General features: G+C 69.7%; 24 protein-coding genes, 1 tRNA gene and 1 other RNA gene. 14 read left to right on the forward strand and 12 right to left on the reverse strand.

Annotated elements, in window-relative coordinates; all coding sequences use genetic code 11:
- Positions 1-62: 62 nt before the first annotated feature.
- Positions 63-896 carry a spermidine synthase gene (locus ACZ6DT_RS00970; protein WP_465586780.1) on the forward strand — a complete coding sequence of 278 codons (834 nt, stop codon included), beginning with the start codon at positions 63-65 and terminating at the stop codon, positions 894-896.
- Positions 897-961: 65 nt separating this feature from the next.
- Here the strand turns inward: ACZ6DT_RS00970 and ffs are convergent.
- An RNA gene (gene ffs / locus ACZ6DT_RS00975) (signal recognition particle sRNA small type) lies at positions 962-1056 on the reverse strand.
- Positions 1057-1102: 46 nt separating this feature from the next.
- Between ffs and ACZ6DT_RS00980 the strand changes: the two genes are divergently transcribed.
- Positions 1103-1993: a serine/threonine dehydratase gene (locus ACZ6DT_RS00980; protein ID WP_465586783.1), complete on the forward strand. Its 891-nt coding sequence runs from the start codon at positions 1103-1105 to the stop codon at positions 1991-1993.
- Here the strand turns inward: ACZ6DT_RS00980 and ACZ6DT_RS00985 are convergent.
- Both ACZ6DT_RS00985 and ACZ6DT_RS00990 read right to left on the reverse strand, forming a co-directional pair.
- On the reverse strand, positions 1956-3452 hold the full coding sequence (locus tag ACZ6DT_RS00985; RefSeq protein ID WP_465586785.1) for a sensor histidine kinase: 1497 nt from the start codon (positions 3450-3452) through the stop codon (positions 1956-1958). The genes ACZ6DT_RS00980 and ACZ6DT_RS00985 overlap by 38 nt on opposite strands.
- Positions 3430-4179, reverse strand: coding sequence for a response regulator transcription factor (locus ACZ6DT_RS00990; protein ID WP_465586788.1), 750 nt, complete (start codon positions 4177-4179; stop codon positions 3430-3432). The genes ACZ6DT_RS00985 and ACZ6DT_RS00990 overlap by 23 nt, the downstream gene beginning before the upstream one ends.
- Positions 4180-4349: 170 nt before the next feature.
- Between ACZ6DT_RS00990 and ACZ6DT_RS00995 the strand changes: the two genes are divergently transcribed.
- Positions 4350-4913 carry a hypothetical protein gene (locus tag ACZ6DT_RS00995; RefSeq protein WP_465586790.1) on the forward strand — a complete coding sequence of 188 codons (564 nt, stop codon included), beginning with the start codon at positions 4350-4352 and terminating at the stop codon, positions 4911-4913.
- On the opposite strand, the gene ACZ6DT_RS01000 is transcribed toward ACZ6DT_RS00995, so the two are convergent.
- Positions 4907-5980: an AAA family ATPase gene (locus ACZ6DT_RS01000; protein WP_465586793.1), complete on the reverse strand. Its 1074-nt coding sequence runs from the start codon at positions 5978-5980 to the stop codon at positions 4907-4909. The genes ACZ6DT_RS00995 and ACZ6DT_RS01000 overlap by 7 nt on opposite strands.
- Before the next feature lie 52 nt (positions 5981-6032).
- On the opposite strand from ACZ6DT_RS01000, the gene ACZ6DT_RS01005 reads away from it, so the two are divergent.
- The 3 genes from ACZ6DT_RS01005 to ACZ6DT_RS01015 all read left to right on the forward strand — a co-directional run bounded on the left by ACZ6DT_RS01005 (position 6033) and on the right by ACZ6DT_RS01015 (position 8128).
- Positions 6033-7202 (forward strand): sensor histidine kinase, encoded by a 1170-nt coding sequence (locus tag ACZ6DT_RS01005; RefSeq protein ID WP_465586795.1) that lies wholly within the window; start codon positions 6033-6035, stop codon positions 7200-7202.
- Entirely contained in the window at positions 7199-7855 is a 657-nt protein-coding gene (locus ACZ6DT_RS01010; protein ID WP_465586797.1) for a response regulator, read from the forward strand. Before ACZ6DT_RS01005 ends, ACZ6DT_RS01010 begins: the two co-directional genes overlap by 4 nt.
- Positions 7856-7921: 66 nt before the next feature.
- Positions 7922-8128 carry a hypothetical protein gene (locus tag ACZ6DT_RS01015; protein WP_465586800.1) on the forward strand — a complete coding sequence of 69 codons (207 nt, stop codon included), beginning with the start codon at positions 7922-7924 and terminating at the stop codon, positions 8126-8128.
- 104 nt (positions 8129-8232) lie between these two features.
- On the opposite strand, the gene ACZ6DT_RS01020 is transcribed toward ACZ6DT_RS01015, so the two are convergent.
- Complete coding sequence (locus ACZ6DT_RS01020) at positions 8233-8748, reverse strand: nitroreductase family deazaflavin-dependent oxidoreductase (protein ID WP_465586803.1); 516 nt, start codon at positions 8746-8748, stop codon at positions 8233-8235.
- A gap of 117 nt (positions 8749-8865) precedes the next feature.
- Between ACZ6DT_RS01020 and ACZ6DT_RS01025 the strand changes: the two genes are divergently transcribed.
- Positions 8866-9555, forward strand: coding sequence for a TetR/AcrR family transcriptional regulator (locus ACZ6DT_RS01025; RefSeq protein ID WP_465586806.1), 690 nt, complete (start codon positions 8866-8868; stop codon positions 9553-9555).
- Here ACZ6DT_RS01025 and ACZ6DT_RS01030 read toward each other — a convergent pair.
- A complete protein-coding gene (locus ACZ6DT_RS01030; RefSeq protein ID WP_465586809.1) occupies positions 9539-10162 on the reverse strand; it encodes a TetR/AcrR family transcriptional regulator in 624 nt (207 codons plus the stop codon). The genes ACZ6DT_RS01025 and ACZ6DT_RS01030 overlap by 17 nt on opposite strands.
- A 9-nt stretch (positions 10163-10171) precedes the next feature.
- Entirely contained in the window at positions 10172-10366 is a 195-nt protein-coding gene (locus ACZ6DT_RS01035) for a hypothetical protein (RefSeq protein WP_465586812.1), read from the reverse strand.
- A 170-nt stretch (positions 10367-10536) separates the two neighbouring features.
- Here ACZ6DT_RS01035 and ACZ6DT_RS01040 point away from each other — a divergent pair, with 170 nt between their 5' ends.
- Entirely contained in the window at positions 10537-12060 is a 1524-nt protein-coding gene (locus tag ACZ6DT_RS01040; protein ID WP_465586814.1) for a 3-hydroxyacyl-CoA dehydrogenase, read from the forward strand.
- Between the two features lie 495 nt (positions 12061-12555).
- Here the strand turns inward: ACZ6DT_RS01040 and ACZ6DT_RS01045 are convergent, their stop codons facing one another.
- The 4 genes from ACZ6DT_RS01045 to ACZ6DT_RS01060 all read right to left on the reverse strand — a co-directional run bounded on the left by ACZ6DT_RS01045 (position 12556) and on the right by ACZ6DT_RS01060 (position 19004).
- Complete coding sequence (locus ACZ6DT_RS01045; protein ID WP_465586815.1) at positions 12556-15378, reverse strand: PQQ-dependent sugar dehydrogenase; 2823 nt, start codon at positions 15376-15378, stop codon at positions 12556-12558.
- Positions 15379-15664: 286 nt separating this feature from the next.
- Positions 15665-16324, reverse strand: a complete 660-nt coding sequence (locus tag ACZ6DT_RS01050) for a L,D-transpeptidase (protein ID WP_465586818.1) — start codon at positions 16322-16324, stop codon at positions 15665-15667.
- Between the two features lie 94 nt (positions 16325-16418).
- Positions 16419-17303 (reverse strand): serine/threonine-protein kinase, encoded by an 885-nt coding sequence (locus tag ACZ6DT_RS01055; protein WP_465586820.1) that lies wholly within the window; start codon positions 17301-17303, stop codon positions 16419-16421.
- A 45-nt stretch (positions 17304-17348) separates the two neighbouring features.
- Entirely contained in the window at positions 17349-19004 is a 1656-nt protein-coding gene (locus ACZ6DT_RS01060) for an N-6 DNA methylase (protein WP_465586822.1), read from the reverse strand.
- Between the two features lie 77 nt (positions 19005-19081).
- Between ACZ6DT_RS01060 and ACZ6DT_RS01065 the strand changes: the two genes are divergently transcribed.
- The 6 genes from ACZ6DT_RS01065 (at position 19082) to ACZ6DT_RS01090 (ending at position 23755) form a co-directional block, all read left to right on the forward strand.
- On the forward strand, positions 19082-19828 hold the full coding sequence (locus ACZ6DT_RS01065) for a PP2C family protein-serine/threonine phosphatase (protein ID WP_465586825.1): 747 nt from the start codon (positions 19082-19084) through the stop codon (positions 19826-19828).
- Between the two features lie 71 nt (positions 19829-19899).
- Positions 19900-19984 (forward strand) — tRNA-Ser (locus ACZ6DT_RS01070).
- Between the two features lie 140 nt (positions 19985-20124).
- Positions 20125-20385: a hypothetical protein gene (locus ACZ6DT_RS01075; RefSeq protein ID WP_005167132.1), complete on the forward strand. Its 261-nt coding sequence runs from the start codon at positions 20125-20127 to the stop codon at positions 20383-20385.
- A 3-nt stretch (positions 20386-20388) separates the two neighbouring features.
- A complete protein-coding gene (locus ACZ6DT_RS01080) occupies positions 20389-20634 on the forward strand; it encodes a hypothetical protein (protein ID WP_125784931.1) in 246 nt (81 codons plus the stop codon).
- Positions 20635-20649: 15 nt separating this feature from the next.
- On the forward strand, positions 20650-23391 hold the full coding sequence (locus tag ACZ6DT_RS01085) for an FtsK/SpoIIIE domain-containing protein (protein ID WP_465586828.1): 2742 nt from the start codon (positions 20650-20652) through the stop codon (positions 23389-23391).
- Positions 23384-23755, forward strand: coding sequence for a hypothetical protein (locus tag ACZ6DT_RS01090; protein WP_465586831.1), 372 nt, complete (start codon positions 23384-23386; stop codon positions 23753-23755). Before ACZ6DT_RS01085 ends, ACZ6DT_RS01090 begins: the two co-directional genes overlap by 8 nt.
- A 336-nt stretch (positions 23756-24091) precedes the next feature.
- On the opposite strand, the gene ACZ6DT_RS01095 is transcribed toward ACZ6DT_RS01090, so the two are convergent.
- Positions 24092-26536 (reverse strand): endonuclease/exonuclease/phosphatase family protein, encoded by a 2445-nt coding sequence (locus tag ACZ6DT_RS01095; protein WP_465588755.1) that lies wholly within the window; start codon positions 26534-26536, stop codon positions 24092-24094.
- Between the last annotated feature and the right edge of the window lie 122 nt (positions 26537-26658).

Consider the following 26658-nt stretch of genomic DNA (forward strand, 5'->3'; position numbering starts at 1 on the left):
CGCGTAGCGTCTCCTTTGAGGGCGGCGGCGGGGGCATGGATGGATACCGGGAAGGTCCGAGGGTGAGACCAGCACCGACCCCAGGCAAGTATCCGGTCCGCTTCGGCACCGCCGAGCTGCTCCAGGACGCGGACCGCCCCAACGCCTGGATGATCTCGGTCGACGGCGTCGCCCAGTCGCACGTCAACCTCGACGACCCCACGGATCTCGAGTTCGACTACATCCGCCGTATCGCCGACGTCATCGACTGCCTCGGCGAAGGCCCGCTCGACGTGCTGCACGTCGGCGGGGCGGCCTGCACACTCCCCCGCTACATCACGGCGACGCGGCCGCGCTCACGGCAACTGGTCTTCGATGCCGACGGCGAACTCGTCGCGCTCATCCGCGAGCAACTGGGCCTGAAGGGGCTGAAGGTCCGTGTCGGCGACGGCCGCGAAGGCGTTTCGGGCAGGTATGACGCTTCGGCCGACCTGGTCATCGTGGACGCCTTCGAGCGCGGAGTGTTCGCCGGCGGTCTCGCGACCGTGGAGTTCACGAACGAGGTCGCACGAGTCCTCCGACCGGGCGGCACCTACCTCACGAACGTCTCGGACGGCCCGAACCTGCCGTTCCTGCGCCGGTTCCTGGCGACACTGGCGACGTCGTTCCCGCATCTCGCGCTGCTCGCGGAGCCGGGTGTCCTGCGGGGCCGCCGCTTCGGGAACATCGTGGTCGCCGCTTCCCGCGTCGAACTGCCGGTGACCGAGATGACCCGCCGGGCCGCCTCGTCCGCCTACCCGGCTCGCTGCGTCGCCGGTGAAGACCTCCGCGACCTGCGAGGCAAAGCGAAACCCATCGCCGACGCCGAAGCTCTGCCGTCACCTGTGCCGCCGAAGGACGTCTTCGGGATCTTCTGAATCCTGGGTGCGGCTGGGGTCCGGGGCGAAGCCCGCCGGGCGGATGTGAGTCGCACCCCACAAAGTAAAGGGGACCCCGCGCACCCGTCAGAGCTTGCTTATCCTTGCTGCCTTCCGACCCTGGGGAGGTTCACAAGATGGACGCCGCGCGGGATCCGGGGACCAGTGTAGTCACTCCCGTCCATGCATGGAGGACAGTGGGGGGTATGAGCACTCCGACCTGGGCAGATGTCCTCAAGGCCGCCGAAGCCGTCCACCCGTTCGTGCGACACACGCCGCTGCTGCGCGCCGAGGTCGACGGGCGGCCGCTGGTGCTCAAGCTGGAGCATCTGCAGCGGAGCGGGTCGTTCAAACTGCGGGGCGCGGTGAACGCGCTGCTGAGCGGGCCGTTGCCGGAGCGGGTGCTGACGGCGTCCGGCGGCAACCACGGGCTGGGCGTGGCGACGGCGGCTTCGCTGCTGAATCTGCCCGCGACGGTGTACGTGCCGGAGTCGGCTCCGCAGGCGAAGACGGCCCGGATCGAGGCCACGGGCGCCAAGCTCATCCGTCACGGAGCGACGTACGCCGAGGCCGCCGCGAGGGCGCTCGAAGCCTCCTCTGAGCGGGGTACGCGGTACCTGCACGCGTACGACGATCCTGCCGTCATCGCCGGTCAGGGCACCGTGGCGGCCGAAGTGGTCCAGGACGCGCCGGACGTCGACGCGTTCTTGGTCGCGGTCGGCGGTGGCGGGCTGGTGGCGGGGACGTCGCTGGCCGGGTTGCCGACGTACGCCGTCGAGCCGGAGCGGTGCCGCGCGCTCGACGCGGCGCTGGCGGCGGGCGAGCCGGTGGACGTGGAGATCGACTCGGTGGCGGCGTCGGCGCTGGGCGCGACCAGGGTCGGGAGCGTCCCGTTCTCCGTGCTCCGCGAGCGGGTGACCTCCGTGCTGGTCAGCGACGCGGAACTGCTCGCCGCGCGGGACCGGCTCTGGGAGGAGTTCCGCCTCGCCGTCGAACCGGCCGCGGCGGTCCCCTTCGCCGCGTGGCTGGCCGGGCGGACCGGGGGCGAACTGCCCTGCGTCATCCTGTGCGGCGCCAACAGTGACTGGACGCCCTGAGCACGACCCGGAACTCCGTCCGCCCCGGACCGCCGGCGACCCCGACCTGCCCGCCGTGCGCGGCGACGACGGCCGCGACGATGGCAAGGCCGAGTCCGGTGCTGCCCGCCGCCCGCGACCGTGAATCATCGCCGCGGGCGAAGCGTTCGAAGACGTCCGGGAGGATCTCCGGCGGAATGCCAGGGCCACCGTCGACAATGGACAGTGTCACCGCCGAATCCACAATGGACAGCGAGGTGGTGACCTCGGTGCCAGCCGGGGTGTGCGTGCGCGCGTTGCCCAGCAGGTTGATCACCACCTGGTGGAGCTGATCCGCGTCACCGAGGACGGTGATCGGTTCCGGCGGCACCTCCAGCAGCCACTTGTGCTCCGGTCCGGCGACGTGCGCGTCGGCGACGGCGTCCGCGACCAGCCGGGACAGATCGACCGGCTGGTGCACCACCGGACGGCCGGAGTCGAGCCGCGCGAGCAGCAGCAGATCCTCGACCAGGCCGGTCATCCGCGTCGATTCCGACTCGACCCTGCCCATCGCGAACGCGATGTCCGGCGGCACCTCGGAGCCGGACCGCCGGGTGAGTTCCGCGTAGCCGCGGATGGCCGCGAGCGGGGTCCGCAGTTCGTGGCTGGCGTCCGCGACGAACCGGCGCACCCGGCTCTCACTGGCCTGACGGGCGGACAGCGCGCTCGCGATGTGGCCGAGCATGCGGTTGAGCGCGAAGCCGACCTTGCCGACCTCCGTGCGCGGATCCGTGTCCACTTCGGACACTCGTTCGGACAGCGCGACCTCGCCGCGGTCCAACGGGAGTTCGGCGACCCTGGTCGCGGTGGCGGCCAGCCGGTCGAGGGGTTTCATGGTGCGCCGCACGGTCACCGCGCCGAGCGCGCCCGCGAGCAGGACGCCGCCGGCGGCCACCCCGCCGAAGATGAAACCGAGGTTCCACAAGGTGTCCGTGACGTCCTTCGTGGGCAGTCCGGTGATCGCGACGCCGCCGTTGGCCGCCTGCTCGGCCACCACGCGGTACTCCCCAAGCGCCCCGAGGTCCACGTCGGCGGGCTTGTCGGTCGGCGTCGACCGCAGCAGGGCGGAGACCTGGGCCGGGCCGATCGGGTCGTGGGGGAACGGGTCGGCGACCTTCGCGTCGTAGCTGGACCGCAGTACCGCCGCGATCACACCGCCGTCCGGGAGGATGTTCACGAACAGCGAACCGGTGCTCTGGCCGTACGCGCGCAAGCCCTCCGGCACCCGTTCCCCACCGGGACGGCCCGGCGGCGACGGACGGCCGGCGCGTTCACTGGTCTCGGCGAGCCGGGCGTCGAGCTGGTCGAACAGGAAGTCGCGCAACGCCAGTTCGGTCACCACGCCGACCACCAGGCAGACGAGCGCGAGCAGCCCCGCGACCTGCGCGATCAACCGCCGCCGCAAGGACCACGGCCGCCTATCCCGCCGGTTTGAGGACATACCCGGCGCCGCGCATCGTGTGAATCATCGGTTCCCTGTCGGCGTCGATCTTCTTGCGAAGGTAGGAGATGTACAGCTCGACGATGTTGGCCTGGCCGCCGAAGTCATAGCTCCACACCCGGTCCAGGATCTGCGCCTTCGACAACACCCGCTTCGGATTGCGCATGAGGTAACGCAGCAGTTCGAACTCGGTGGCGGTCAACGGCACCGTATCGCCGCCGCGGCGCACTTCGCGGCTGTCCTCGTCCAGGGTCAGATCGCCGACGACCAGCGTCGAACCGCGCGGCCCGGTCACCCCGCCAGCGCGCCGGAGCAACGCGCGCAGCCGCAGCGCGACCTCCTCCAGGCTGAACGGTTTGGTGACGTAGTCGTCGCCGCCCGCGGTGAGCCCGGCGATCCGGTCCTCCACCGCGTCCTTCGCGGTCAGGAACAGCACCGGCAGGTTCGGGACCTCGGAACGCAGGCGCCGCAACACGTCCAGGCCGCTCATATCCGGCAGCATGACGTCCAGCACCACCGCGTCCGGCCGGAATTCCCTGGCGACGCGGACCGCCTCGATGCCGTCGGCGGCGGTGCGGATGTCCCAGCCCTCCATGCGCAGCGCCATCGACACCAGCTCGGACAAGGTCGCCTCGTCGTCGACGACCAGCACCCGCGCGGGGCTGCCGTCGGCACGGCGCAGGTCCGCCTTGCCGGAACCGGGCGAGGGGACGTTCACACTGGTCATGCTGCCATCCTGAGTGGTCCCGATGAGGCTTCTCTGTGTCCCGCCTGTGCGTTTCCTGTGAACGATCACCCTGCCGGGGAGCGAAACACAGCGCGTGCCCACCGACGGCACAGCTTCCGCACAGCGACGGCGCCGACCATGGCCGCAACCGACCCTACGGAGGCGACCAGATGACCGAACCGACCAAACCCGCCGGACCCCCGGCGGAGGAGACCGCCACCTGGGGCGCGCCTGCCCCGGCCGGTGCACCGAAGAGGACCTGGTCGGGCCGCAAGACCGCGATCGCGGCCGGGGTGGCGGTGGTGATCGCCGCCGGCGGCGGGGCAGCGATCTGGGCCGGAACCGTCGCGAACGGCGCCGAACGGGGCGGGATGATGGGCGGCCCCGGCGGCGGCCGGGTCCTCGTCGGCCCTGGCGGGGGTATGCCGCGCGACGCGCTGCACGGCGACTTCGTCGTCTCCGACGGCAACGGCGGCTACAGCACCGAACGGATGCAGACCGGCGAGATCACCGGGATCAGCGCGACTTCCGTCAGCCTGACCAGCAAGGATGGCTACAAGCAGGTCTACACGATCGATGCGTCGACGCGGAAGACCGGTGATCCCAAGACCGGCGAGACGGTGACGGTGAACGCCAAGGTCACCGGCGACACCGCGACGGCGACGACCATCGGCAAGCCTGGGCAGAACCAGCGCGGCGGGCCGCCCGGTCAGGGCCAACAGGGGCGCTATTGATCGACGACGGCGAGCAGCGCGGCGGCCGTCTCGGCGGGTTCCTGCCCGGTGGTGTCCAGGACGACGCGATCGGTGCGGGTCTGCCGCATCCGGGCCGCCTCGATGACCGCGCGGGCGGCCACCCGGTCCCGCACACCGGGTGACACGCCGCGTAGTTCGTCGCCTGCCAGCAGCGCGGATTCACCTTCGGCGCGACGCCCGACGCGTTCGGTGAGCGTCGGGGCGTCCGCGTCGAGGTGGACGAAGGTGACCTCCTCGAAGACCCGCCGGTGTTCCGGGCGGAATTCCCTGGCGACGACGATCAGCCGCTTCGCTCCGGCTTCGCGGTAGCCGCGCCAGACGGCCGCGAGGTTCGCCGCCTCCAGGGCGGGATCCGGGCCGGGGTTCGCGAATCCGAGTTGTGCGAGATCGACGTAGGCGACGGGCATCTCGCGCGCCCAGAGATCACGCAGCGCGCTGAAGGCGGCCGTCGATTTGCCGACCGCCGTCGGTCCGGTCACCACGGTCACCGGACCGGGCAGCGGCTCCACGACGCCCGGCGCCCGGACCGGTCCGTCGCCCACGACGCAGCGCGGGAGCAGCGCTTTCACGGTCTCCTCGTGCCGCTGCCCGGTCGTGTCCATCGCCTCGCCGAAACCGGTGCGGTCGTAGGCGTCCGCCACCGCGAAGAGGTCGGGCAGGGCCGCGGCGGGCGAACCTCGGCCGAGGAACCGGCGCCGGAGTTCGTCGCGATCGCACGTCAGCCGGATGAGCGTGAGATCGAAGTCGCGGCCCTCGAAGTGCGGCTCGACCCCGTTTTCGGGGTCCACCACACCGGACACGACGAGCTGTCCGGCACCCCGCGAGCGCAGGATCTCCAGCACCCGCAGGAGATTGGCCGCCTTGATCGCGTGTGCGGCTTCGCCACCGCCCGGAGGCGGGCCGATCAGCCCGAGCTGGTCGATGTCGACGTACGCGACGTTGCCGCCCGCTTCCGCGACGCGCGTGTACAAACCCCAGGCGGTGGTGGATTTCCCGGCTCCCGGTGCCCCGGTCGTCCAGAGCACAGGCGTCTTCGCGGTCCCCATGGCTTTTGATCTTACGAACCCCTGTCCAGCGAAATAGGGCAGAGTTGAGCGCGTGCGGGACATCAGTGGTTCGCTGGCGAGACAGGCGTGTGCGGTCGCGGCCGTCTGCCTGGTCGCCGACGCCGGGCTGTATCTCATCGACGGACCGCCGCTCTCGCTCGGCTGGCAGGCGTGGGTGGTGCTGGTGGGCGGAATCCTCGCCAATGTCGCGCTCGCCGGGCCTTCGCGGTACTCCGGCTGGGTTTCCGCCGCGCACGCCGTCCTGCTCACCGCCGCGCCACTGCTGCTGTACCCGTACGACCACTACCTGCAGGCCACGAACGCGGGCGTGCTGATCGCGGGCTATCGCGCGGGTGCCTGGCTGGCGACCAAACCCGCGCTGGCCGCACTCGCCGCGATGCTCGCCGGTCTCGTCGCCTGCAACCTCGTCCCGGTCGACCGGGGTGACCGGGATTGGCGGGTGCTGCTCATCGACGTCGGCGTGAGCGGACTGCTGCCGTGGCTGGTCGGCCGCTACACGACCGCGCGGCGCGCGTACATCGCCGATCTCCAGCGCGCGGAGGAACAACGGCGGCAGCACGAAGCCGAGGCCGTCCGCCGGGCCGTCGTCGAAGAACGCACGACGATCGCCCGCGACCTGCACGACGTGATCTCCCACCACGTCAGCGCGATCGGCGTGCACGCCGGTGCCGCGCGGCTCGGGTTGCCGGCGGGAGAACCCGCCGCGCGGCGTTCGCTCTCGGCCGTCGAATCGTCGAGCCGGGCAGCGATGGCCGATCTGCGACGTCTGCTGGATCTCTTGCACGGCAAGGAGAACGGCGACGCGCAGCGGCAGCCGGGGTTGGACAATCTCGACGAACTGCTCGACAACCTCCGCACCGCCGGGTTGCCCGCGCGGCTGACCAGCCACGGCGGGCCGAGGGAACTCCCGCCATCGGTGGACATCGCGCTGTACCGCATCGCGCAGGAGGCGCTGACGAACGCGCTCCGGCACGGTCGCGGCGGGATCGTCGAGATCGACCTCGCCTACCGCCAGACGGAGGTCGTCCTGACGATCACGAACGAGATGGGCCGCCCGAACATGTCGGCCGAGTCGACGAAGCGCGGTCTCGCCGGGATCAGGCAACGGGTCGCGTTGTTCGGCGGCCAGGCGGAATGCGGACCGCTCGACACTGGGCGGCACTGGCGGGTTCGAGTCGGTTTTCCTTTGGAGGCACAGTGATCCGGGTTCTGCTGGCGGACGACCACGCGATGTTCCGGTCCGGGATGCGCGCGGTGCTGGACACTCAGGCGGACTTCGAGTGCGTCGGCGAGGCGGCGGACGGACGCGAAGCCGTCGCGCAGGCGGCCTCGCTGCGCCCCGACGTCGCCGTGCTCGACGTCCGGATGCCCAAATTGGACGGTCTGGCCGCGACCGAGGCGATCATGTCCGCACCCGGTAACGACACCCGCGTCCTCGTGCTGACGACCTACGACTCCGACGAGTACGTGTATCGCGCGCTGCGCGCCGGTGCGAGCGGGTTCCTGTTGAAGAGCCTCGCGCCTGAGGAACTCGTGTCGGCCATGCGCGTCGCCGCGCGCGGAGACGCGCTGATCGACCCCTCGGTGACCCGGCGGCTCGTGTCGACCTTCGCCACCAGCATCGAACCCGCGGCCGCCGAACCGGCGGAACTGGAACGGCTCACCTCACGCGAACGCGAAGTCCTCATGCTCGTCGCCGACGCCTCCAGCAACGCGGAGATCGCCGCGCATCTGCACGTGGGCGAAGAGACGGTGAAGACGCACGTTTCCCGAATCCTCGCCAAACTGGGGTTGCGCGACCGGGTGCACGCCGTCGTCTACGCATTCCGGAACGGTCTCGTCGGCGGACGGTGATCGGTTCCCGGACGGGGTTCCCGGTGCCAGAATCGCCGCAGGAACACGTCGAGGCGGGAGCCGTAAATGAAACGCTGGGTCATGCTCACGGTCGGGCTGGTCTTTCTGCTGGTCGGCGGCGTCTGGGTGCTCCAGGGCGCCGGCGTGCTGACCGGCAGCTTCATGACCGGGCAGAAGCTGTGGTTCCTGATCGGGCTCGTCGCGTTCCTGATCGGGGTGGCGCTGGTGGCCGCCACCGTCCGTCGCCCGCGTCGGGCACCCACTGACGATTGACCGGGCCTTTCACGCTTTCGGACTTCCGCGAACACGCGTGATCAGAGGCGGAACACGCGTGATTGGATGGCGAACACGCGTGATCGGGGGCGGGACACGCCGCCTCAGGCGATCCTGAAGATCGGGTAGCCGGGCGCGATCTCCAGCAGTTCTTCGTCGGAGGCCTTCGCGTCGACGCCGTCGAAGAACACGCCGACCTCGAACTTCCAGCGCTTGAGGTACGCGCGCAGGATCGCCGGCTTCTCGTCGTCGGCGAGTTCGGTGTAGGTGAACGTCTCGGTCCGGCGTCCGACGCTGAGCTGCCCCTCACCCGCGACACGCAGGTTGCGCACCCACTGCGTGACACCTCGCGGAGCGACCAGGTAGCGCTCGCCGTCCAGCTTCAGCAGGTTGACCGGGACGGAGCGCGGTTCGCCGGTCTTCCGGCCGCGGACCGAGAGCACCCGGCTGCCCAGGACGCTGACGCCGAGCTTCGTCAGCTTGAGCACGAACTCGTTGAACGCGCTGGTGGCCTTGGCCGGCTTGACGTAGCGGGTGGCGGCGGCAGTGTTGCCGGGAGTGCTGCCGGGAGTGCTGCCGGCGGCGGTGGAAGTGGTGGCAGTGGTGGCAGTGGTGGTCATCTCGGCTCCTCGAAATCTTCGAGAGCAGTGCTCTCTGATAGGAGCAGTGAACACCAGAGCAGTGTGCCGCGTCAAGAGCAGCGCTCTCGTTTAGGTGCAATGTTCTATGATGAGCGCATGGCCGCCACTCAGACCGCGCGCGAACGCGCACGAGCCGAGCTCACCCGCGAGATCAAGGACGAAGCCCGCCGCCAGCTCGCCGAAGTCGGCGCGCTCGGCCTCTCGCTCCGCGCGGTCGCGCGGGAGCTGGGCATGGTCTCGTCGGCGCTCTACCGATACTTCTCCAGCCGCGAGCAGCTGCTGACCGCGCTGATCGTCGACGCCTACAACGCCGTCGGCGAAGCCGCGGAGGCGGCCGACGACCCCAAGAAGTCCGCGCTGGCGAGGTGGGAGTCGATCTGGCACGCGGTCCGCGCCTGGGCGAAGGCGCACCCGCATGAGTACGCGCTGATCTACGGCTCGCCGATCCCCGGTTACCAGGCCCCGCAGGACACCATCGCACCCGCGGGCCGGGTGGCGTTCACGCTGGTCGCGGTCCTGCGTGACGCGAACCTCCGGGTCGAAACCGAGGTCGGCGAGATGCCCGTCGAGCTACTGCACCAGCTCGACGCCGTCACCGAGATCCTCAAGATCAACCTGGCCCCCGAAACAGCCTCCCGGCTGATCATGGCCTGGACCCAGCTGTTCGGGATGATCAACTTCGAGCTGTTCGGCCAGTACGTCGGCTCCGTCGACCCGGCGGACACCTTCTTCGCGCACGGGATCCGTCAGATGGCCGAGTTCACCGGGATCAAGATGACCGGCTGAGCGCGGTCCACGACCGCATCAGCAGCTGGACGGCGTCCACCACGTCCTCGTCGCCGGTCCCCTCGGGGCTGAGGAAGCGCTGCAGCAGGAGACCGTCCTCGAGCGCGTGCAGGATCAACGCGAGGAAGGCCGGGGCCGCGGGCGGTTCCGCGCCCCGCGCGGCGAGCTCGGTCCGGATCGAGGTCTCCAGCAGCGCCCTTGTCGACTTCTCGCCTTCGCCGACGAGCGGACGTGCCTCGGGATTCCGCAGCGCGTAAAGGGCCAGCTCGGTGCGCAGGGTCAGCCAGCCGGCGAGGTGTTCGGCGCGTTCGACGTTCCACGCGCGCAGGCGGTCCATCATCTCCGCGAAGGAGCCGACGCCCTCACGCAACGCGGAGACCTCTTCGGCCTCGCGCCGGGTCCGGCGGCGCAGCAGTTCGACGACCAGCTCGTGCTTGCCGTCGAAGTTGCCGTAGAAGGCCCCTCGGGTGAATCCGGCCCGTTCGGCGATCTGCTCGACGGAAGTGCCGTTGACCCCACGTTCGGAGAACAGCTCGGCGGCCGCCGCGAGCAGACGCTGCCTGGTCTGCTCGCGGCTTTCTTCCCGCGTCATGCGTTTCGCCGTCACACGGCGATCCTAGAGTTCGCTTTCACTCTTCCGGCCGGTCAGCCACACTCCACCCGCGAGAACGGCGACAGCGACCAGGACGGCCACCGCCGTGAGCGGCCACAACGCCTGGCTCGCCAAGAACGCGGCGACGGCGCCGAAGAGAACGGCGACGAGGAGCAATGGCGTGGTCCGGACGGCTGTGGCGGCGGGAACGGTGGCCATGGGAGCTTTCCCTTCGGGGGTGGTGCGCGGAACACTCGGTCTTCGCGGAGGGGACCGCGCCGGGGCGGTGGCCTTACGCCGAGTGGGGCACGGATCACCCTTCCGGGCGAGATACCGGTGTGGCGGCTAGCGTCACGCCGGGGACGACATCGAAGGAAAGGCGGCTCGCGGTGGAGAAGTGGGCGGAGCAGGTCGGCAGGATCCGGGTCATCGGAACCGGGGTGATGGGCCGGGGCATCGTCCAGCTCGCCGTGACGGCGGGGCTCGAGGTCGAACTCGCCGACGCCCGGCCGGACGCCGTCGGCGAGGCCATCGACCACGTCGGCGCGATGCTCGGCAAACTCGCCTCGAAGGGCAAGATCACCGAAGAAGCCGCCGCGGCCGCGAAAGGCAGGTTGATCCCGGCCGAAGACCCGCTGGCCCCCGCCGACGGCGTCGACCTCGTCATCGAAGCCGTCCGCGAGGACCTGGAGATCAAACGCGCGCTGTTCGCCGAACTGGAACGGGTCTGCGGCCCGGACACCGTGTTCGCCACCAACACCAGCTCCCTCTCGGTCACCGAGATCGGTGCCGCGCTGACCGATCCCGGCCGCTTGCTCGGCCTGCACTTCTTCAATCCGGTCCCGCTGATGCGGCTGGTCGAGGTCGTGCCCGGCGCGCGGACCGCCGCGTGGCTGCCGCCCGCCGTGACCGAACTCGTCCGCGGCTGGGGACACGAACCCGTCCTCGCCCGCGACGCGCCGGGCTTCCTCGTCAACCACGCCGGCCGAGGGCTGGGCACCGAAGCACTGCAGATCCTCGCCGAAGGGATCGCGACCCCGGCCGAGGTGGACCGCGTCGCGCGTGACGTGCTCGGCTTGAAACTCGGCCCGTTCGAACTGCTGGACCTCACCGGCCTCGACGTCTCGCACGCCGTGCTCGAAAGCATCTGGAGCGGCTTCCACGGCGAACCGCGCCTGCGGCCGTCGTGGCTGACGCGTCCCCGCGTCGCCGCCGGGCTGTTCGGACGCAAGAACGGCGAGGGCTTCTACAACCATCTCGACGGGCAACAGCAGGTCGAGCCGGAGCCGGCCGCGCCGGAGGCGCCCACCACTCCGGTGTGGGTCGACGACGAACGGCTCGGCACGCTGCTCTCGTCGGCGGGGATCCAGGTCGTGCACTCCGCCTACCCGGACACGGTCCTGATCGTCAGCCCGATCGGTTCGTCCACTGTGGACGCGGCACTGGCCGCGGGCCTCCCGGCGGAACGGGTCGTCGGCGTCGACCCCCTCGGCGGCTACCGGAAACGCCTGACGCTTACGGTCCACCCCGCGCTCGACCCGGCCGCCGGCCGCACCGCCTGGGGCGCGCTCGCCGCGACCGGGCTGCCGGTGACCGTGGTCCGCGACGGCCCCGCGCCGATCGCGCAGCGGTTGCTGGCGTCGATCGTCAACACCGCCTGCTTCATCGCCGGACAGCGGCTCGCCACGCCGGAGGACATCGACACCGCCGTCCGGCTCGGCCTCGGCTACCCGCGCGGTCCGCTGACCTGGGGCGACGAAACGGGCGCGGAGCTGGTGCTGCGGGTCCTGCGGGGACTCGTCGCGACCACCGGCGACCAGCGTTACCGGCCGAGCGCCTGGCTGACCGAACGCGTCGCGCTCGGCCTGCCACTCGCCTCCGCCGGAACCGTCCCTGCCGATCTCCTGCGCTGAGCGCCGGTAAACCGCGAAAGTACCCGAAGGCCCCCTTCCTTGCGCCTGGGTACAGGGTCCCGGCGAAGTCGCATAATCACTGGTCAAGTGGGTGTTGCGGCGACAGAGGCGGGCTCGCCACAGTCGCCTGACATCTTTCTCGACTGTCCGCATAGGACGCACCTGAGGCGGCAGTGCCCGATTTGGGCGTTCTTCGACCGACCCCAGTCGAAAAACGTACATAAACGCATCAAATGGACATCCAGCGGCCGGATAGTGTCCTTTGTGGACGCTTGACGTCAAGACGCCCTGTCATCCACTCCCGTCGGAAGTCCAGTTCGAATCACCAAAGCGCCACCGGCCAGCGGCTATGCGACTTTGCCGGAACCCCGGCGCTCAGGTACAGGAAGGGGGCCTTCATGTACTTCGGCACCGCGAGAAGTCCGTGAAGGCAGTGAAGGCCCCCTTCCCTTCAGCTGAGCCGAGGGAAAGGGGGCCTTCACACGTGATCAGTGCTTACCAGGGGCGGTCGGTCACCGAACCGTTGGAGGCGTTCCAGAACACGTAGCCACCCTGGAAGTTGTTCTGCCTCCCGCCGGTGACGACGATTTCGTCGGTGGTCGGGTAACGCAGGTAAGAACGTTCCCAGCCCAGCGCCGCCCAGCGCTTGCGGATCTCGCCCCACACGCCGCGCGCGTCGGTCGCCATCGACCAGTAGATGGAACCGGCCTTGGTGAAGTGGGTGTACCGGCCGACACCGTCCGGGGTCGCCGCCTCGTCCGTGGCCGGGTAACCCATGGGCCCGGCTTCCCAGCCGAGCGCCTCCCAGCGGACGCGGATCCGGCCGTAGATCGCCCTCGCGTCCGTTTGGGCGGTGTAGTAGATCGACGCGGCCTTGCTGAAGTGGTTGTAGCGGCCGAGTCCGTCCGGAGTGCCCGCCTCGTCGGTGCTCGGGTAACCCAGCGGTCCCCGCTCCCAGTCGAGCGACGCCCACTTCTGCCGGATCCTGCCGTAGACCGGGTGCGCTCCGGTGTTCACGGTGTAGTAGATCGACGTCTGCAGAACGCCGGGCCAGACCGGGAAGTGGTTGTACCGGGCGACACCGTCCGGAGTGGACTGTTCGTCGGTGGCGGGCGGACCGAACTTCACGTGCCCACCGGCGGCGAGGTACTTCTTGAGGATCTCGCCCTCGATCTGCTTGACGCCCGTCTCCTTCGACCAGTACAGCCGTCCGCGCTCGTAGGTGCGGAAGCGGACCGTGCCGTCGACGGCTTCGGGGGCGGTCGGCGCGCCGAGTCGTTGCGCCAGCGCGGGTTCGTCGCGGTAGCGCTTGTCGATCGGCGTGATGTAGTTCGCCGTGATCGTCTGGTCGGTGGTGCCCATGGTGATGTTCGTCAGCCGCCCGGTGGCCCCGTTGGACCAGCCGGTGAAGGTCGACGAACCGTCGGAAGCGACCTCGGCCGCCTGGATCTCGACGGTCGCGCCTTCGACCACCATCGCCGAGGTGGCCCCGCCTTCCGGCGTGATGCCGAGCGCCGCGGCGACGTTGCTGGTCAGGGTCAGCCGGTGCTCGCGCGGCTTCGCGACGTAGGTCTTCGAGACCGTGACACCGGCGCTGTCGGTCGCCGTCGCGGTGAACTCCAGGTTGGAGTCCGTGTGGTCGGTGAACGGCATGATGAACTCGGCCCCGCTGCCACCGCGGTCCGGATGCGCGTGACAGACCGCGTTCTCCGGGCAGTGCCGGACCAGCGTGGTCCAGGTGACCGGGAGGGCGCCGTCCTCGGTGTCGGTGACGGTCGCGCCGACCTTGACCTCCTCGCCGACCGCGAACAGGCGGTCACCGGGGTCGGTCATGACCAGCTTCGGCGAGTGGTTTCCGGGCGCCACGGCGATGTCCGTGCTCCCGGAGGCCTGCAGGCCGTCCTTCACCGTCAGTTTCGCGGTGAACTTCTCGGTCCCGGCGGCGTAGGTGTGGCTGACCTTCGCGCCGGTGCCGGTGGTGCCGTCGCCGAAGTCCCACTGGTAGGTCAGCGGGTCGTTGTCGAAGTCGTAGGAACCGCTGCCGTCGAAGGAGACCGTGCGGGTTTCGGGGTTCGTCTCCGAGGTGGCCACCGCGACGGGCGCCTTGTTCCCGGTGGTGTAGCTGAGCCGTCGCAGCACGCCGGTGTAGATGTCGGCGTAGACGATGTCGCCGTTGGCCGCGGCCAGGAACTTGACCGGACCGCCGATACCGGTGAACTTCGGCGGCGTCTCCTGCGGCCGGACGACCCGGCCCTGCGTGTCGTACTTGGCCGTCCAGAGCTTCTGGGTGGCGTAGTCGCCGAAGAAGTACGCGCCCCGGTATTCCTCCGGGTACGACTCTCCATTGTAGACAATTCCGGCGGTGACGCTGTTGCCGTTGTCGATGCCCTGCCCGTGGCGGATCGCCAGCATCGGCGGGGTGTTCACGGCCGAAGCACACTGCGGCATCGCGGAGAAGCCGTCGGAGGGCTGGTTGCCCTCGAAACACGGCCAGCCGTGGTTCGCGCCCTTCTGGACGAAGTTGATCTCTTCCCAGGTGCCCCAGCCGACGTCGCCGACCACCGGGAGGCCGGTGCTGGCGTCGAGGCTGAACCGGAACGGGCTGCGGAAGCCGCTCGCGAACACCTTGGAACGCAGCGAGTTCGGGTTCGCCGCGGTGTAGTACGGGTTGTCCGGCACGCCGGCGCCGTCCGCGGTGATGTGGAAGATCTTGCCGAAGATCTTGTCCAGGTCGTACACGTTGAGCGCGAACGGGTCGGCCGCGCCCTGGAAGCGGGAGCTGTCGCCGGTCGAGACCCACACCGTGCCGTCGGGGGCGGCCACGACACCGGTGATGCCGTGGATGTCGGTGTTGGCGGCGCCCTCGATGAGCACCTTCTCCCCGGTCAGCCCGGTCGGCCGGTCGGTGCCGGAGACCTTCCAGCGCGAGGCGCGCAGGGCGATCCCGCCGCCGGCGACGTCGACCGCGCGGGCCGTGTAGATCACGCGGGAGGTGGCGTAGTCGGGTGCGATCGCGATGCCGACCAGGCCGAGGTCACCGGTGCTGCGAGTGGGCAGGGTCGCGATGCTCTGCGCCTGTCCGGTGGTGGGCACCCAGGCGACGTTGCCACCCTTTCCGGTGGTCAGCATCGAGCCGTCGGGCAGGTAGGCGAAGTCGGTCAGGTCGTATGGAGCCTGCCCGCTCTGCTGGTCACGCAGGACGAAGCCGGGCGGCAGAACGGGTGCGGCGGACGCGGAAGTCGACGTCAACGGCACCAGCAAGGTCACTATCAGCAACGTCACCACGGCGTGACAGAGCGCGCGGAATTTCGAAGGCATGCAAGGGCCCCTTCCCCAGTCGAACGTCTCATCGACGGAGCCCATGCGGACATTTCACACCTTCGAGTGCCTTTATCGAATCGTGATCATCGGCGTCGGTCGATCACCTGACCCGTGCTTCGGTTCCCGTGACGCAGCCGCCCTGGAAGCGGCCGAGCGTAGCCCAGCGCTGCCGGATCGCCCCGGATATCGCGTGCGAGTCGGTGACGAGCCCACCTCCGCCACCCCCTTCAGGGTAGGCAGAGGCCGTCCCGGACTGATGAGCGTTTCCTCGGACGTGACGCTGTCAGGGCACGACCTGCACCACGTCGCCGCCCTGCAGAGTCGTGAAGTACTTCTGCGAAGCCGCCGCGGACAGGTGGATGCAGCCGTGCGAGTACACCGAGAGGCTGCCGGTGTGGAACGCGATGCCCGGCAGGAAGAACACCGAATTCGGCATCGGCGCGTCGAACTGCTTCGAGTGGTAGTTCTTGACCTTGGCCGAAACGCGGAAGACCCCGGTCGGCGTGGCGTGGCCCTTCTTGCCGGGCAGCTGCTTGACCGGGCCGTAAATGACCTTTCCGTCCTGCAGCAGCCACGTCTTCAGCGCGGAGAGGTCCACGCAGGCGCTCACGCCCGGCGAGGCCAGCGCGGCCTTACAGGGGACGTCGGCGGCGTTCGCGGCGGGCTTGGCCGCCGGTTTCGGGGTGGGTTTCGGCGTCGGCTTGGGCTTCGAAGACGTCGGCTTGGAACTCGAACTGCTCGGCGTAGGCGTAGTCGTCGGGGTCGGGGTCGGGGTCGGGGTCGGCGAGGACGTGGCGGGGGCCGACGTGGTCGCGGTCCCGCCCGCCGGGCCGCCCTGCGCGACGGCGCCGCCACCGGGCGCGCTGCCGCCGGCGTTGCCGGAACACGCGGTCAGCACCAGCGCCGTGGCCAGTGCGCTCACCCCCACCAGGAACTTCTTCACGACCCGTACCCCCGTTCGCCTGTAATCCTGCCGACATGGATAAAGACGAAGCGCACCCGTCCGGGGTTGTTGATCGGAAGGTCACGATCGCGTCTCAGGGCACGCGGCCGACGACCCGCGCGTACATCCGGCCCGGATTGGCGCCTTCGTCCAGATATCCGGGCAGCGGCGGGAGGTCCCGCGCGAACACGGCCAGCCGCCCGAACAGTTCGTCCGCGTCGGACGGACGCCGTTCCGGGTCCTTCTCCAGAAGATCCGCGAGCAGCACCTTCAGTCCATCCGGGACACCGTCCACTTCGGCCGGGCTCTCCTTGACCTGCTTTTCGAAGACCGCGTACGCCGTCGGGCCGGTGAAGAGCTGCCTGCCGGTCAGCATTTCGTGCAGGACGCAGCCCAGCGCGTACAGATCGCTGCGCGGCCCGGCGATCCCGCGCTGGATCTGCTCGGGCGCCATGTACGCGGGGGTGCCCAGGATCTGCCCGGCGCGGGTGAACTGGGCGACGTCGGTCTCACGCAGCATCGCGAGCCCGAAGTCGAGCACCTTCACGTGGGCGTCGGGGCACAGCATCAGGTTGGTGGGCTTGAGATCGCGGTGACAGATGGAAAGCGCGTGCGCGGCGGACAGCACGGCGCAGGCCTGCGCCGCGATCGCGGCCGCCCACGGCACCGGCAGCGGCCCGTGTTCGGCGGCGAGATCGGCGACGGTCACGCCTTCGATGAACTGCATGACCTGGTACAGCCGCTCGTCGTAGGTGCCGAAGTCGTACAGCGTCGGCGCGCCCGCGTGTTCCAGGGTCGCGAGGATCCGCGCCTCGCGAATGAACCGCTGTTCGAGTTCGGCGTCCGGACCGCCGGGGAGCCCGAGGAATTTCACCGCCACGCGGCGGCCGAGATGCCGGTCGTGGCCCGCGTAGACCGCGCCCATCCCACCCCGGCCGAGCGGCAGCTCGTCGAGTTCGTAGCGATCGGCGATCAGCAACCTCGTCCCCCTCACCACCACCCTCAACGGAGAAGCTTCCAGCAACTATCCATTCCCCGGCCTCAGTTGACCCTCCGTGAGTCCCGCCAAGCCTAGCCGCACCAGCTCCAGGCCCGATTCCGCCGCCTCGCGCAGGGCGTCCTCGAAGGCGGCGAGACGGGTGAACGCCTCCCCGTAGGCCCGCTGCGTCTCGATGGGCAGGCGCGGGATCCGGGTGCGCTTGAGGTCGATCCTGGTCGACGACGTCGGCGCGAGCTGCCCGGCCGCGCGCAGGCAACCGGCGAGGAACGCGGCGTCCAGCCGTTCGGGATCGGTGCGGTACTTCGACATCGGCGGCTCCACCGCGACCGTCTCTCCACTGTGGACATACGCGGGCACGGCGGGCGACGCGACGACGTCGCCCTCTTCCACCGACTCCGGCACCATGAGCACCCCGGACTTCAGCAGCTCGCCGATCGTGGTGAACGCGGGCCTCTCGCCGGAAACCGTCAACGACGGCAATTCCGGTCGGATCGCGTCGAAATTCCTTCGCACTTCGAGGAAAGCCTCACCCGCATGCACGTCTCGTGCCTGGTTCCGCGCCGGGGAAAGGTCGACCTCCTCGTCGAGCAGGTCGATGATCCGGACCGTGCCCGGCACCTCGGCGCCGCGCAGATGCGCCCGCCACTGTTCCTCCACAATGGACGGATCGGCCGACAGGAGAAGACGGGACGGGGGCCGCTCCCCGGGTTCCGGACGCCGCAACAGCCAGAGGTCCGCACCGCCGACGGTCACCACCGCGCGCAAAGCCCCGGCCCGCAACAGGTTCCCGCGGATCCGCCGTCCGGTGCGGCGGCCGGCGGCGGCGGGCGGCATGCGGATCGCGACCAGCCCGCCGGGCTTCACATGGGCGAGACAGTGCTGGACCCAAGCCAGTTCCGGTTCGCCGCGCGGCGGCTGGCCGTACTCCCAGCGCGGGTCGCCGACGAGGTCGTCGTAGCCCCATTCGCGTTCGTTGAACGGCGGATCGCAGACAACGGCGTCCGCGAGAACCCCTTCGTAGGAGTCCATCGACAGCGCGTCGGCGCCGTACATCTCCATGTCGGCCCCCGCGAGCAGCAGCCGGTGCGCGGCGATGCACGAGGTCGCCGGATCGTCGACCTGACCGAGCAGCCGGGTCCCGCCGGAGGCGAGCAGCAGGGTCCCGAGCCCGCACGCGGGGTCGAGCACGACGCCGGGCGCGGGACCGATGAGGCGGGACATCAGCGCGGCCATCGGCTCGGGGGTGACGGACAGCTGACGCGAGTGCGCCTCGACGTAGCGTTCGCACAGGAACTCGTAGGCCTCGCGCGCGCCCCGCTCGTCGGCGAAGCGGTCCAGCAGGCCGAGCAGTTCGGCGTCGTCGTAGCGGGACGAAACAATCCACTCGCCTGGCCGCGACAGGTACGACCCCACCCGGCCGACCCGCAGGCCCAGCGACAGGTCGTCGCCGAGGTTCCGCAGCCGCTGCCAGATCCGGTCGCCGAGGGAGATCTCGAACGGCTTCCCCCGCTCGCGCAGCCAGTTCTCGACGGTGACCAGCGAAAAGAGAGGGCTCGACGCCGTCCCGCCGACGGGCGGCGGAAAATCGCCGTAACGTCGACGCCAGTTGCTCACCGCGGCGCGGCCGACGCCGGCGATCCGCGCGATGTCCGCCGCGCTGACGGTGGCTTGCTCCTCCATCGGCGCATCTTAACCGACAGCTGAGCATTCCAACCCTTTGTTTGTGAACTCAGTACACAACTGCTTTACTGGGGTCCATGAGGCACACCCTTCGGTACGCCGCCGGCTCGGACGTCGGGCGGCGCCGCCAGGTCAACCAGGACTCGGTCTACGCCAGCGCCAGGATGCTGGCCGTCGCCGACGGCATCGGCGGCCAGCCGCACGGCGAGGTGGCCAGCGCCGAGGCGGTCGGCGTCCTGTCCCGGCTCGACGCCGACCTCGGCGGTTTCGACCTCGCGCGGGTCGACCTGGCCGAGGTGCTCTCCGGCGGCCTGCGCACCATCGACGAACGGCTCGCCGCGACGGCCGAGCAGGAGCCCGAGACGCGGGGCATGGGCACCACCCTGACGGCGCTGCTGTTCGACGGCTCGCACTTCACGGCCGCCCACATCGGCGACTCCAAGGGGTACCTCCTCCGCGGAGGAACGCTCCAGCGCTTCACCCGCGATCACACCCTCGCGCAGGCGCTCGCGGACGACGGCCGCATCGACCCGTCGGAGGTCGAGGGACACCCTCGTGGCTCGCTGTTGATGAAGGCACTTCTGAGCACCGGAAGCGGCGAAGCGGACATCTGGGCCTTCGACGCCGCCCCCGGGGACCGTCTCCTGCTGTGCTCGGACGGGTTAACGGCAACGGTTGTCGAAACCGTTATCAAGGACGTCCTCGGCGCCTTCCGAGAGCCCGCCGAGACCGTCCCGAGGCTGATCGACCTGGCCAACGAAGGCGGCGGACCGGACAACATCACCTGCGTCGTCGCCGACGTTCTCGCTTCCGCGCCCGCCTGAGCCCGAAAGCCGCGAACGCAGGTCAGACCCGCCTTCGCGGAGACGAAAGGGCATCCGGTAAAGTTCCCCACGGAGGATTGGCCGAGCGGCCTAAGGCGCACGCTTGGAAAGCGTGTTGGGTTCACGCCCTCGCAGGTTCGAATCCTGTATCCTCCGCCGTCAGCAAGGCCCCGGACGTTCCGACGTCCGGGGCCTTGTTGATTAGTTAGCAGGACCTTCACTTAACAGAGTCAGTTGATCACGCTAAGTTTAACAGTGGTCGTTCCAGCCCCCGACGTCCCAAGGAGTCCGCCAAGATGGCCGGAGTCGAAGAGATCCGCGCTGGTATCGCGCTCGCGAACGAGAAGGCATCCGCGAGCATCGCCGCACTTCAGCAGGCAGCGCAGTCTCTCGAAGAAGCACAGCTTTCGCTTTCCCAGGCCACCCAGGGCAGCACCCAGCACGAGGTGAGCCAGGCGCACGGGCTTCTCGCCGAGGCACTGCAGGGCATCACCGGTATGCAGAGCACCATCCAGGCGGGCATTTCGTCGGCCGAGTCCTACTCGACCCGCCTGTAGCGCATGTACCTCGAAGAACTGCATCAGCTGTTGACGGCCGTCCAAACCGGCCTCGCCGACGGACGTGCCCATGCCGAGCGGGCCAGAAGCCTGCTCGAGGAATCCCGGCGCGCTCTTGTGGAACCACAGGCCCAAGCCGTTCCATGGGTGCCGTCGCAGCTGGCGCAGGCCGACGAGGGGATCGAAAACCTCCTGACGCGCCTTTCCGCCGCTGACGACCTGGTCAGCGGTTACCAATCACGCCTCTGAGATCGGCGAGCCGGTATGGGCAGCAAAGCGAGTGAACAGCGCAATCGCGTCGTTACGGCGCTGGAGCGGGTCCGGCACCAGATCGGACTCGTCCTCGGCGCCGCCGCCGGCGCCCGCGGGTCCGCCGAGGCGGAACTGGCCAAACTGGAACTGGAACAGCACATAGTCCGGGTGGGGATGAACAACTCCACCTCGGAGCAGTACACCGAATGGTCGCGGCACCCCGCCGCGAACGAGGTGTTCGGCCTGCTCGGCACCGTGCGCGGCCAGTTCTACGCGGATTGGGAAGCGGGCCCGAACGAGTTGCGCGAACTCGTCGCGCACAACGCGCCGGGTCCCGCGAGCCAGCCGCCGGGCAACTGGCTCGGCCGCGTCGGCGGAAATCCCGGCATCACCGCGCCAGGGCTGTGGCGCGTCGGCTCGGCGACCGTGCAGGGCAGGGACGTGCCGCGCACGTTCGACGTCGCGGTGCCCCTGCTCGACGAGTCACATCTGTCCATCACCTCGGCACCGAAGACCCGCGCCGCGGTGGACGGCATCGTGCAGAACCTGCTGACGCGGATCCTGAGCACGTTCGAACCCGGCGCGGTGCGCGTCCATCTGTGGGACGTCGGGCAGCTGACCGCGATCCTGCCCGACCTGTATCCGCTGAGCCGCACGAGCGCGCTCACCCTGTACGACCCCGGACGGCTCGAGGACCTCCTCGACGAGCTGGCCGGGCACATCCGCCGCATCCACGCCACCGGGATGCAGGCGGGGCACACGTCGCTGCGGGAGATCCGGCGGGCGAGTGGCCAGCGCGTCGAACCGTTCCGCGTCGCGGTGCTCTACGGCAACGGCGAGACCCTCGAGCCGGAACGTGCCCGCGAGCTGAAACGCGTCGCCTCCGGGGCGCTCGCGGCCGGGATCTGCCTGATCCTGATCGACGTGCCGACCATGCTGTCGACGTCGGTCGAATCGCTGAGCCTGCACGACGACCGGCACGCGACGAGCAGCATGACCGGCCCTGACCTGATCGTCGACCTCGATCCGCCGATGCCGTCCGGGCAGGTCATCCGGGCCGCCGGGCGGATCGCCGAGGCGCTGATCGCCAAACAGGGCGGGCCCCGCGCGTTCGCCGATCTGCTGCCCACCGAACTGGGCAAGGAGAGTTCGGCGCGGGAACTGCGGGCGCCCGTCGGGTTCTTCGAGGGCGAGCCGGTGGAGGTCGTCATCGGTGACGCCAGCCCGCACGTGCTCATCGGCGGACCGAGCGGTTCGGGGAAGACGAACTTCCTGTACTCGCTGCTCGGAAGCCTCTCGGCGCGGTATTCGCCGGACGAGCTCGCGCTGTACCTGCTGGACTTCAAGGAAGGCGTGTCGTTCGCCGGGCTCGCGCCGGGGCGGCGGGACGCCAGCTGGCTGCCGCACGCCAAACTCATCGGGGTCAACGTCAACACCGACCGCGAGTTCGGCCTGGCGCTGCTGCGCTTCCTCGCCGACGAGCTGCGCCGCCGGTCCGCCGCGGCGAAACTGCACGAGGTCACCAACCTCGCGGACCTGCGCGAACAGGACCCCGGCGGCCACTGGCCGCGGATCGTCGCGGTGATCGACGAATTCCAGTACCTGTTCGCCGGCCGCGACGGCGTGACGGCGACCGCGACCCAGCTGCTGGAGGACATCGCGCGGCGAGGCCGGTCCCAAGGCATCCACCTGGTGCTGGCGAGCCAGGACGTCGCCGGGATCGAGGCCTTCTGGGGCAAACCGGCGGTGTTCGAGCAGTGCACGCTGCGGATCGCGATGCCGAAGGCGCGGCGAGTGCTGTCCGAGACCAACAACGCGGCGGTCTCGGCGCCGAAGTGGCACGCGGTGATCAACCACGATTCCGGTGTGGCACACGGGAATCAGCTCGCCCACGTACCGGACGCGAGCAGCAAGGACGTCTTCAACAAGCTGCAGCACCGGCTTTGGGAACGGTACTCGGAGTCGTTCAAGCGGCCCCGGCTGTTCGACGGCGCGCATTCCCCGGTGCTGGAACGGTTCCCGGCGTTCACCGAACTGAAGCCGACGGACAAACCGCGAGCGCTGCTCGGCCAGTCCATCGACGTCGACGAGGCTCCCTGCGGGGTCGATCTGCCGAAGGCACCGGGCCGGAACGTCGCCGTCCTCGGCGCGGCCACGGCGGAGGCACTGTCCATCATGGACTCCGCCGCTCGATCGCTGGCCCGCCAGTATCGCTACGCGTCGGTGGAGTTCGTGCTCTCGTGTCCCATCGAAGCCTCCGTCCCCGCGGTGGCCGAGCTTGCCGAGCGCCTGCGCGCGGAGGGACACGAAGCGACACTGGTCGACGATTTGCCCGCCCGGGTAATCGATATCGCGGAGAATTTGTCCTCTTTGGACAAAGCGCAGGTGCTGCTTCTGTACGGCGTCGACGCCTCGATCCCCGCGCTGGAGGCGAAGGCACCCGGTCAGCTCAAGAGCGGCTTGGATCAGCTGAGGGTGTTGCTGAAGCAGGGGCCGACGCACGGCGTCCACACCATCGGGTGGTGGCGCAGCATCGCCCGGCTGAAGGACACCCTCGGGTTCGCGGGCACCGACGACATCGGTACCTGGGCGGCTCTGGACGTCCAGGGCAACGAACTCTCGCCGTTCGCCGCGGGACAGGTCGTGCACTGGTCGCCGCGACCGGGCCGGGCGCTGTTCTTCGACCGCACCACCCACGGCGCCCCTGAGGTGATCATCCCGTTCCAGCGTCCGGAAGGGCTTCTCGATGGATGACGGCATCACCGCGGCCATGCGGTACAAGGAGATCGTCGGCCGCGCGCGCGCTTCGGCGGAGAACCTCCGCAACTGGGAGATCGGCCGCGCGGACGAACTGGAGGCCCGGCTCGCCGAGGCGCATCAGGCCGTCGCGAACGCCGCCGAACGCGAGCAGCGCGCCGTCGACCGGTGCACCCGCTGGTGGAAGATGGCGCAGCACAACGTCGAAGGGCTCTCGTGGCTGCCCGACGACGAAGACCCGCGGCCGGTGCCGACCGCGCGGCCCGGGTATCTGGAGAAGTACCTGGAAGAGGTCAAGCCGAGCTACCAGGAACTCGTACAGGCCGTGCTTTCGCTGGGCTGGCGCGCGAAACGCTCCTGATCACGCGTGTCACGCCCCCAGCCACGCGAGGCACGCCCCCAATCACGCGAGGCACGCCCCCAATCACGCGAATTACGTCCCCAGTCACGCGAGTTACGCCCCCAATCACGCGTGTGCGCCCTCTGATCACGCCTGCGCGTCGGGACGGCACGCGTGAGCAGAGGGACGACACGCGTGATCAGGGCCGGATCACGCGTGGCTGGAGCCGGATCACGCGTGACTGGAGCCGGAACACGCGTGACTGGAGCCGGAACACGCGTGACTGGAGCCGGAACACGCGTGCTTGCCGGCGGATCACGCGTGACTGGAGCCGGAACTCACGTGCTTGCCGGCGGATCAGGGCTTCGGCAGGTAAGGGCCGAGCACCTTCTCCAGGTAGTCCGCCAGGTCGTGGAACGCGTCCAGGACGGGGTTGCCGGCGCTCGGCCGGAACCGCAGCACCTGCGGGTCGTGGTCGCTCGCCTGCTTCGCGAACTCCGCGTTCAGGTGGACGACGTCGTAGTCGAGTCCGCGTGGCGCCTTCGACGCCAGGATGTGGTCCAGCACCTGCGACTGACCCTCGAAGACGTAGCTGTACCGCTCGTTCTCGGGCAGCGAAGCGATGATGTCCTTGAGCGCGCCACCGGCGGTCAGCGTCCGCACGGCGGGCGAGAACGGGTAGTCGTTGATGTCACCGGCGACCACGATGTTCGCGTTCTTGTCCGACGCGAGCAGCTTGTCGACGAAACCGCGGAGCACGGTCGCCTGCTTGACGCGCTGCACCTCGGAACTCCGGACCGGCGGCTGGTTGCGGCCGTGGGTCGGCTGGTCGCCGCCCTTGGAGTTGAAGTGGTTCGCGATGACGAACACGGTGCGGCCCTGGAAGACGAACTCGCCGGCCAGCGGTTTACGGCTGGACTCCCAGGCCTCGTTCGCCGGGTCGACGCGGCCGGGCGAGACGGTCAGGTGGGTCTTGCCGCGTTCCTTGACCACGTCGACGGGAGTGGTCGCGGTACCGCCCGGTCGGTCCACAAAGGACACGCGGGCCGGGTTGAACAGGAAGCCGACGCGGATGTTGCCGCCCGGCTGGCCACCGTCCTCGCCGTTCACCGGGTCGATCTGGCGCCATTCGTAGCGCGGTCCACCGGCGGCGACGATCGCGTCGGCGAACTTCCGCAACGTCTGATCGGCGGCGACGGTGCCGTCGTTCGCCGGCCCGTTGTTGTCCTGGATCTCCTCCAGGTTCAGGATGTCCGGCTTCGCCAGGTTGGTGGCGATCGCCTTGGCGAGTTCGCCGAACTTCTCCGCACCGTCCAAAGCGGACAGGTTCTCGACGTTGTAGGTCGCCACCGAAAGCTCACCGCCGCGCTGCGCGCGGGTGCTTTCACGCCGCAACCCGTTGTCCTTGGCGGCACCGAGCTTCGTCGCGAACAGCGTGTAACCGCCGAAGTTGCCGTACTCGACCGGACCGGAGGTCTCACCGGTGAGCACGTCACCGGTGTTGACCGTCGGGAACGGCTGCTCGGCGAACGGGATCAGCGACGCGACCTTGAGCACGCCGGTGTTGAGCCGGTCGTAGTCCAGGTACACCGCGCCGCCGCGGACGCTCGGGTTCTGCTTCGGCTTGGTGGTCACGTAGAGCTCGTTGAACCTCGACGTCGGGCCGACGACGCGCGCGTCGGAGACACTGACGATCTCGCTTTCGTGCGTCTCCCAGAAGTCCAGCGAGTACTTCGCCGGCTCCAGCGGCAACGGCTCGATGCTGCCGCCGGGCGCGGGGGCGACGGTGTCCGGGACCGTTTCCGGCGTGACGACGGTCGCGGCGGGCAAGGCGTTCCCGCTCGAATCAACCGTCCACTGTGCACTCGTCAGCTCGGTGAGCGACTGGTACGGCGAGGTCGCGGGCGCGTCCGGGTAGAACTCGCGGACGGTACCGGCGGCGGTCACCGCGTCGCCGACGACCACGGCGGGGGTGGTCGAGCCGGTGAAGACGAACAGGCCCTCGCTGGTGCGCGGGTCGGCGTCGGGAGCGGTGCCGGTGAGCCAGAACCCGCGGGCCGAACCGAAGCTCCGGATCGCGGTCACCACACCGGTGACCCCGGCGACCTTGCGGTCCTTGAACGGCGAGATCCGGGTGGTGCCCTGGATTTCGTGGATTTTGGCGGTCACCGGCGGCGGGCCGGTCTCGCCCGGTGTCTCACCCTTGCCGTTCGTCGGGGTGGGCGCCCCGGAGATGAAGTCCACGGCGTTGTCGTCGGTGTCCGCGAGCGTCGTCCCCCTGGCTACCGACGCGGTGTTGGACGGCGCGGGCGCCGCGGTGCCCTCGCGGACGGTGGCGGCCGAGCCGAAGCCGACCAGGTCCTTGATGCGGGTGTCCGCCGCGCAGTCGGCGGCCGTCTTGCAGGTCAGCGCCGTGGTGCCCTGGACGAGCGCGATGGTGCCGGCGGTCGCGGACAGGGCCAGCGAACCGGTGGCGTCCGGCGCCGGCAGCGCGACGGTGCCGCCCGCGCCCTTCGCCTGCGCCACGAGGTACCGCGCGCCCGGCGCGATACCGCCGGTCAGCGGCGTGACCTGCCAGCTGTTTCCTGAAGCGGGCGCGTACTGGACGCTGAACCCGTCGAGGCGCACGGCGGCCGCGCCGCGGTTGGCGAGTTCGACGAAGTCGTTGGTCAGCGTGGCACCCGAGTTGCCGCCACCGCCGTAGACCTCGGCGATCACGGCGTCGGCGCTGGGCGCGGCGAGCGCGGCCGGAGCGGCTGTGATGGCAGTACCGCTCACGACCAGCCCGGAGGCGACGGCCATGGTCAGGGCACGTCTTCGAGCAGCACGTCGGGATGTGGTCACGCTGAGTCCCCTCTTCACCGGATCGGTCGAGGAATACTCCCCCGGGCAAGTGAAATGAGGAAGACGACAAGACAACGATT

It is taken from the genome of Amycolatopsis sp. NPDC041971 (genome assembly GCF_055588925.1).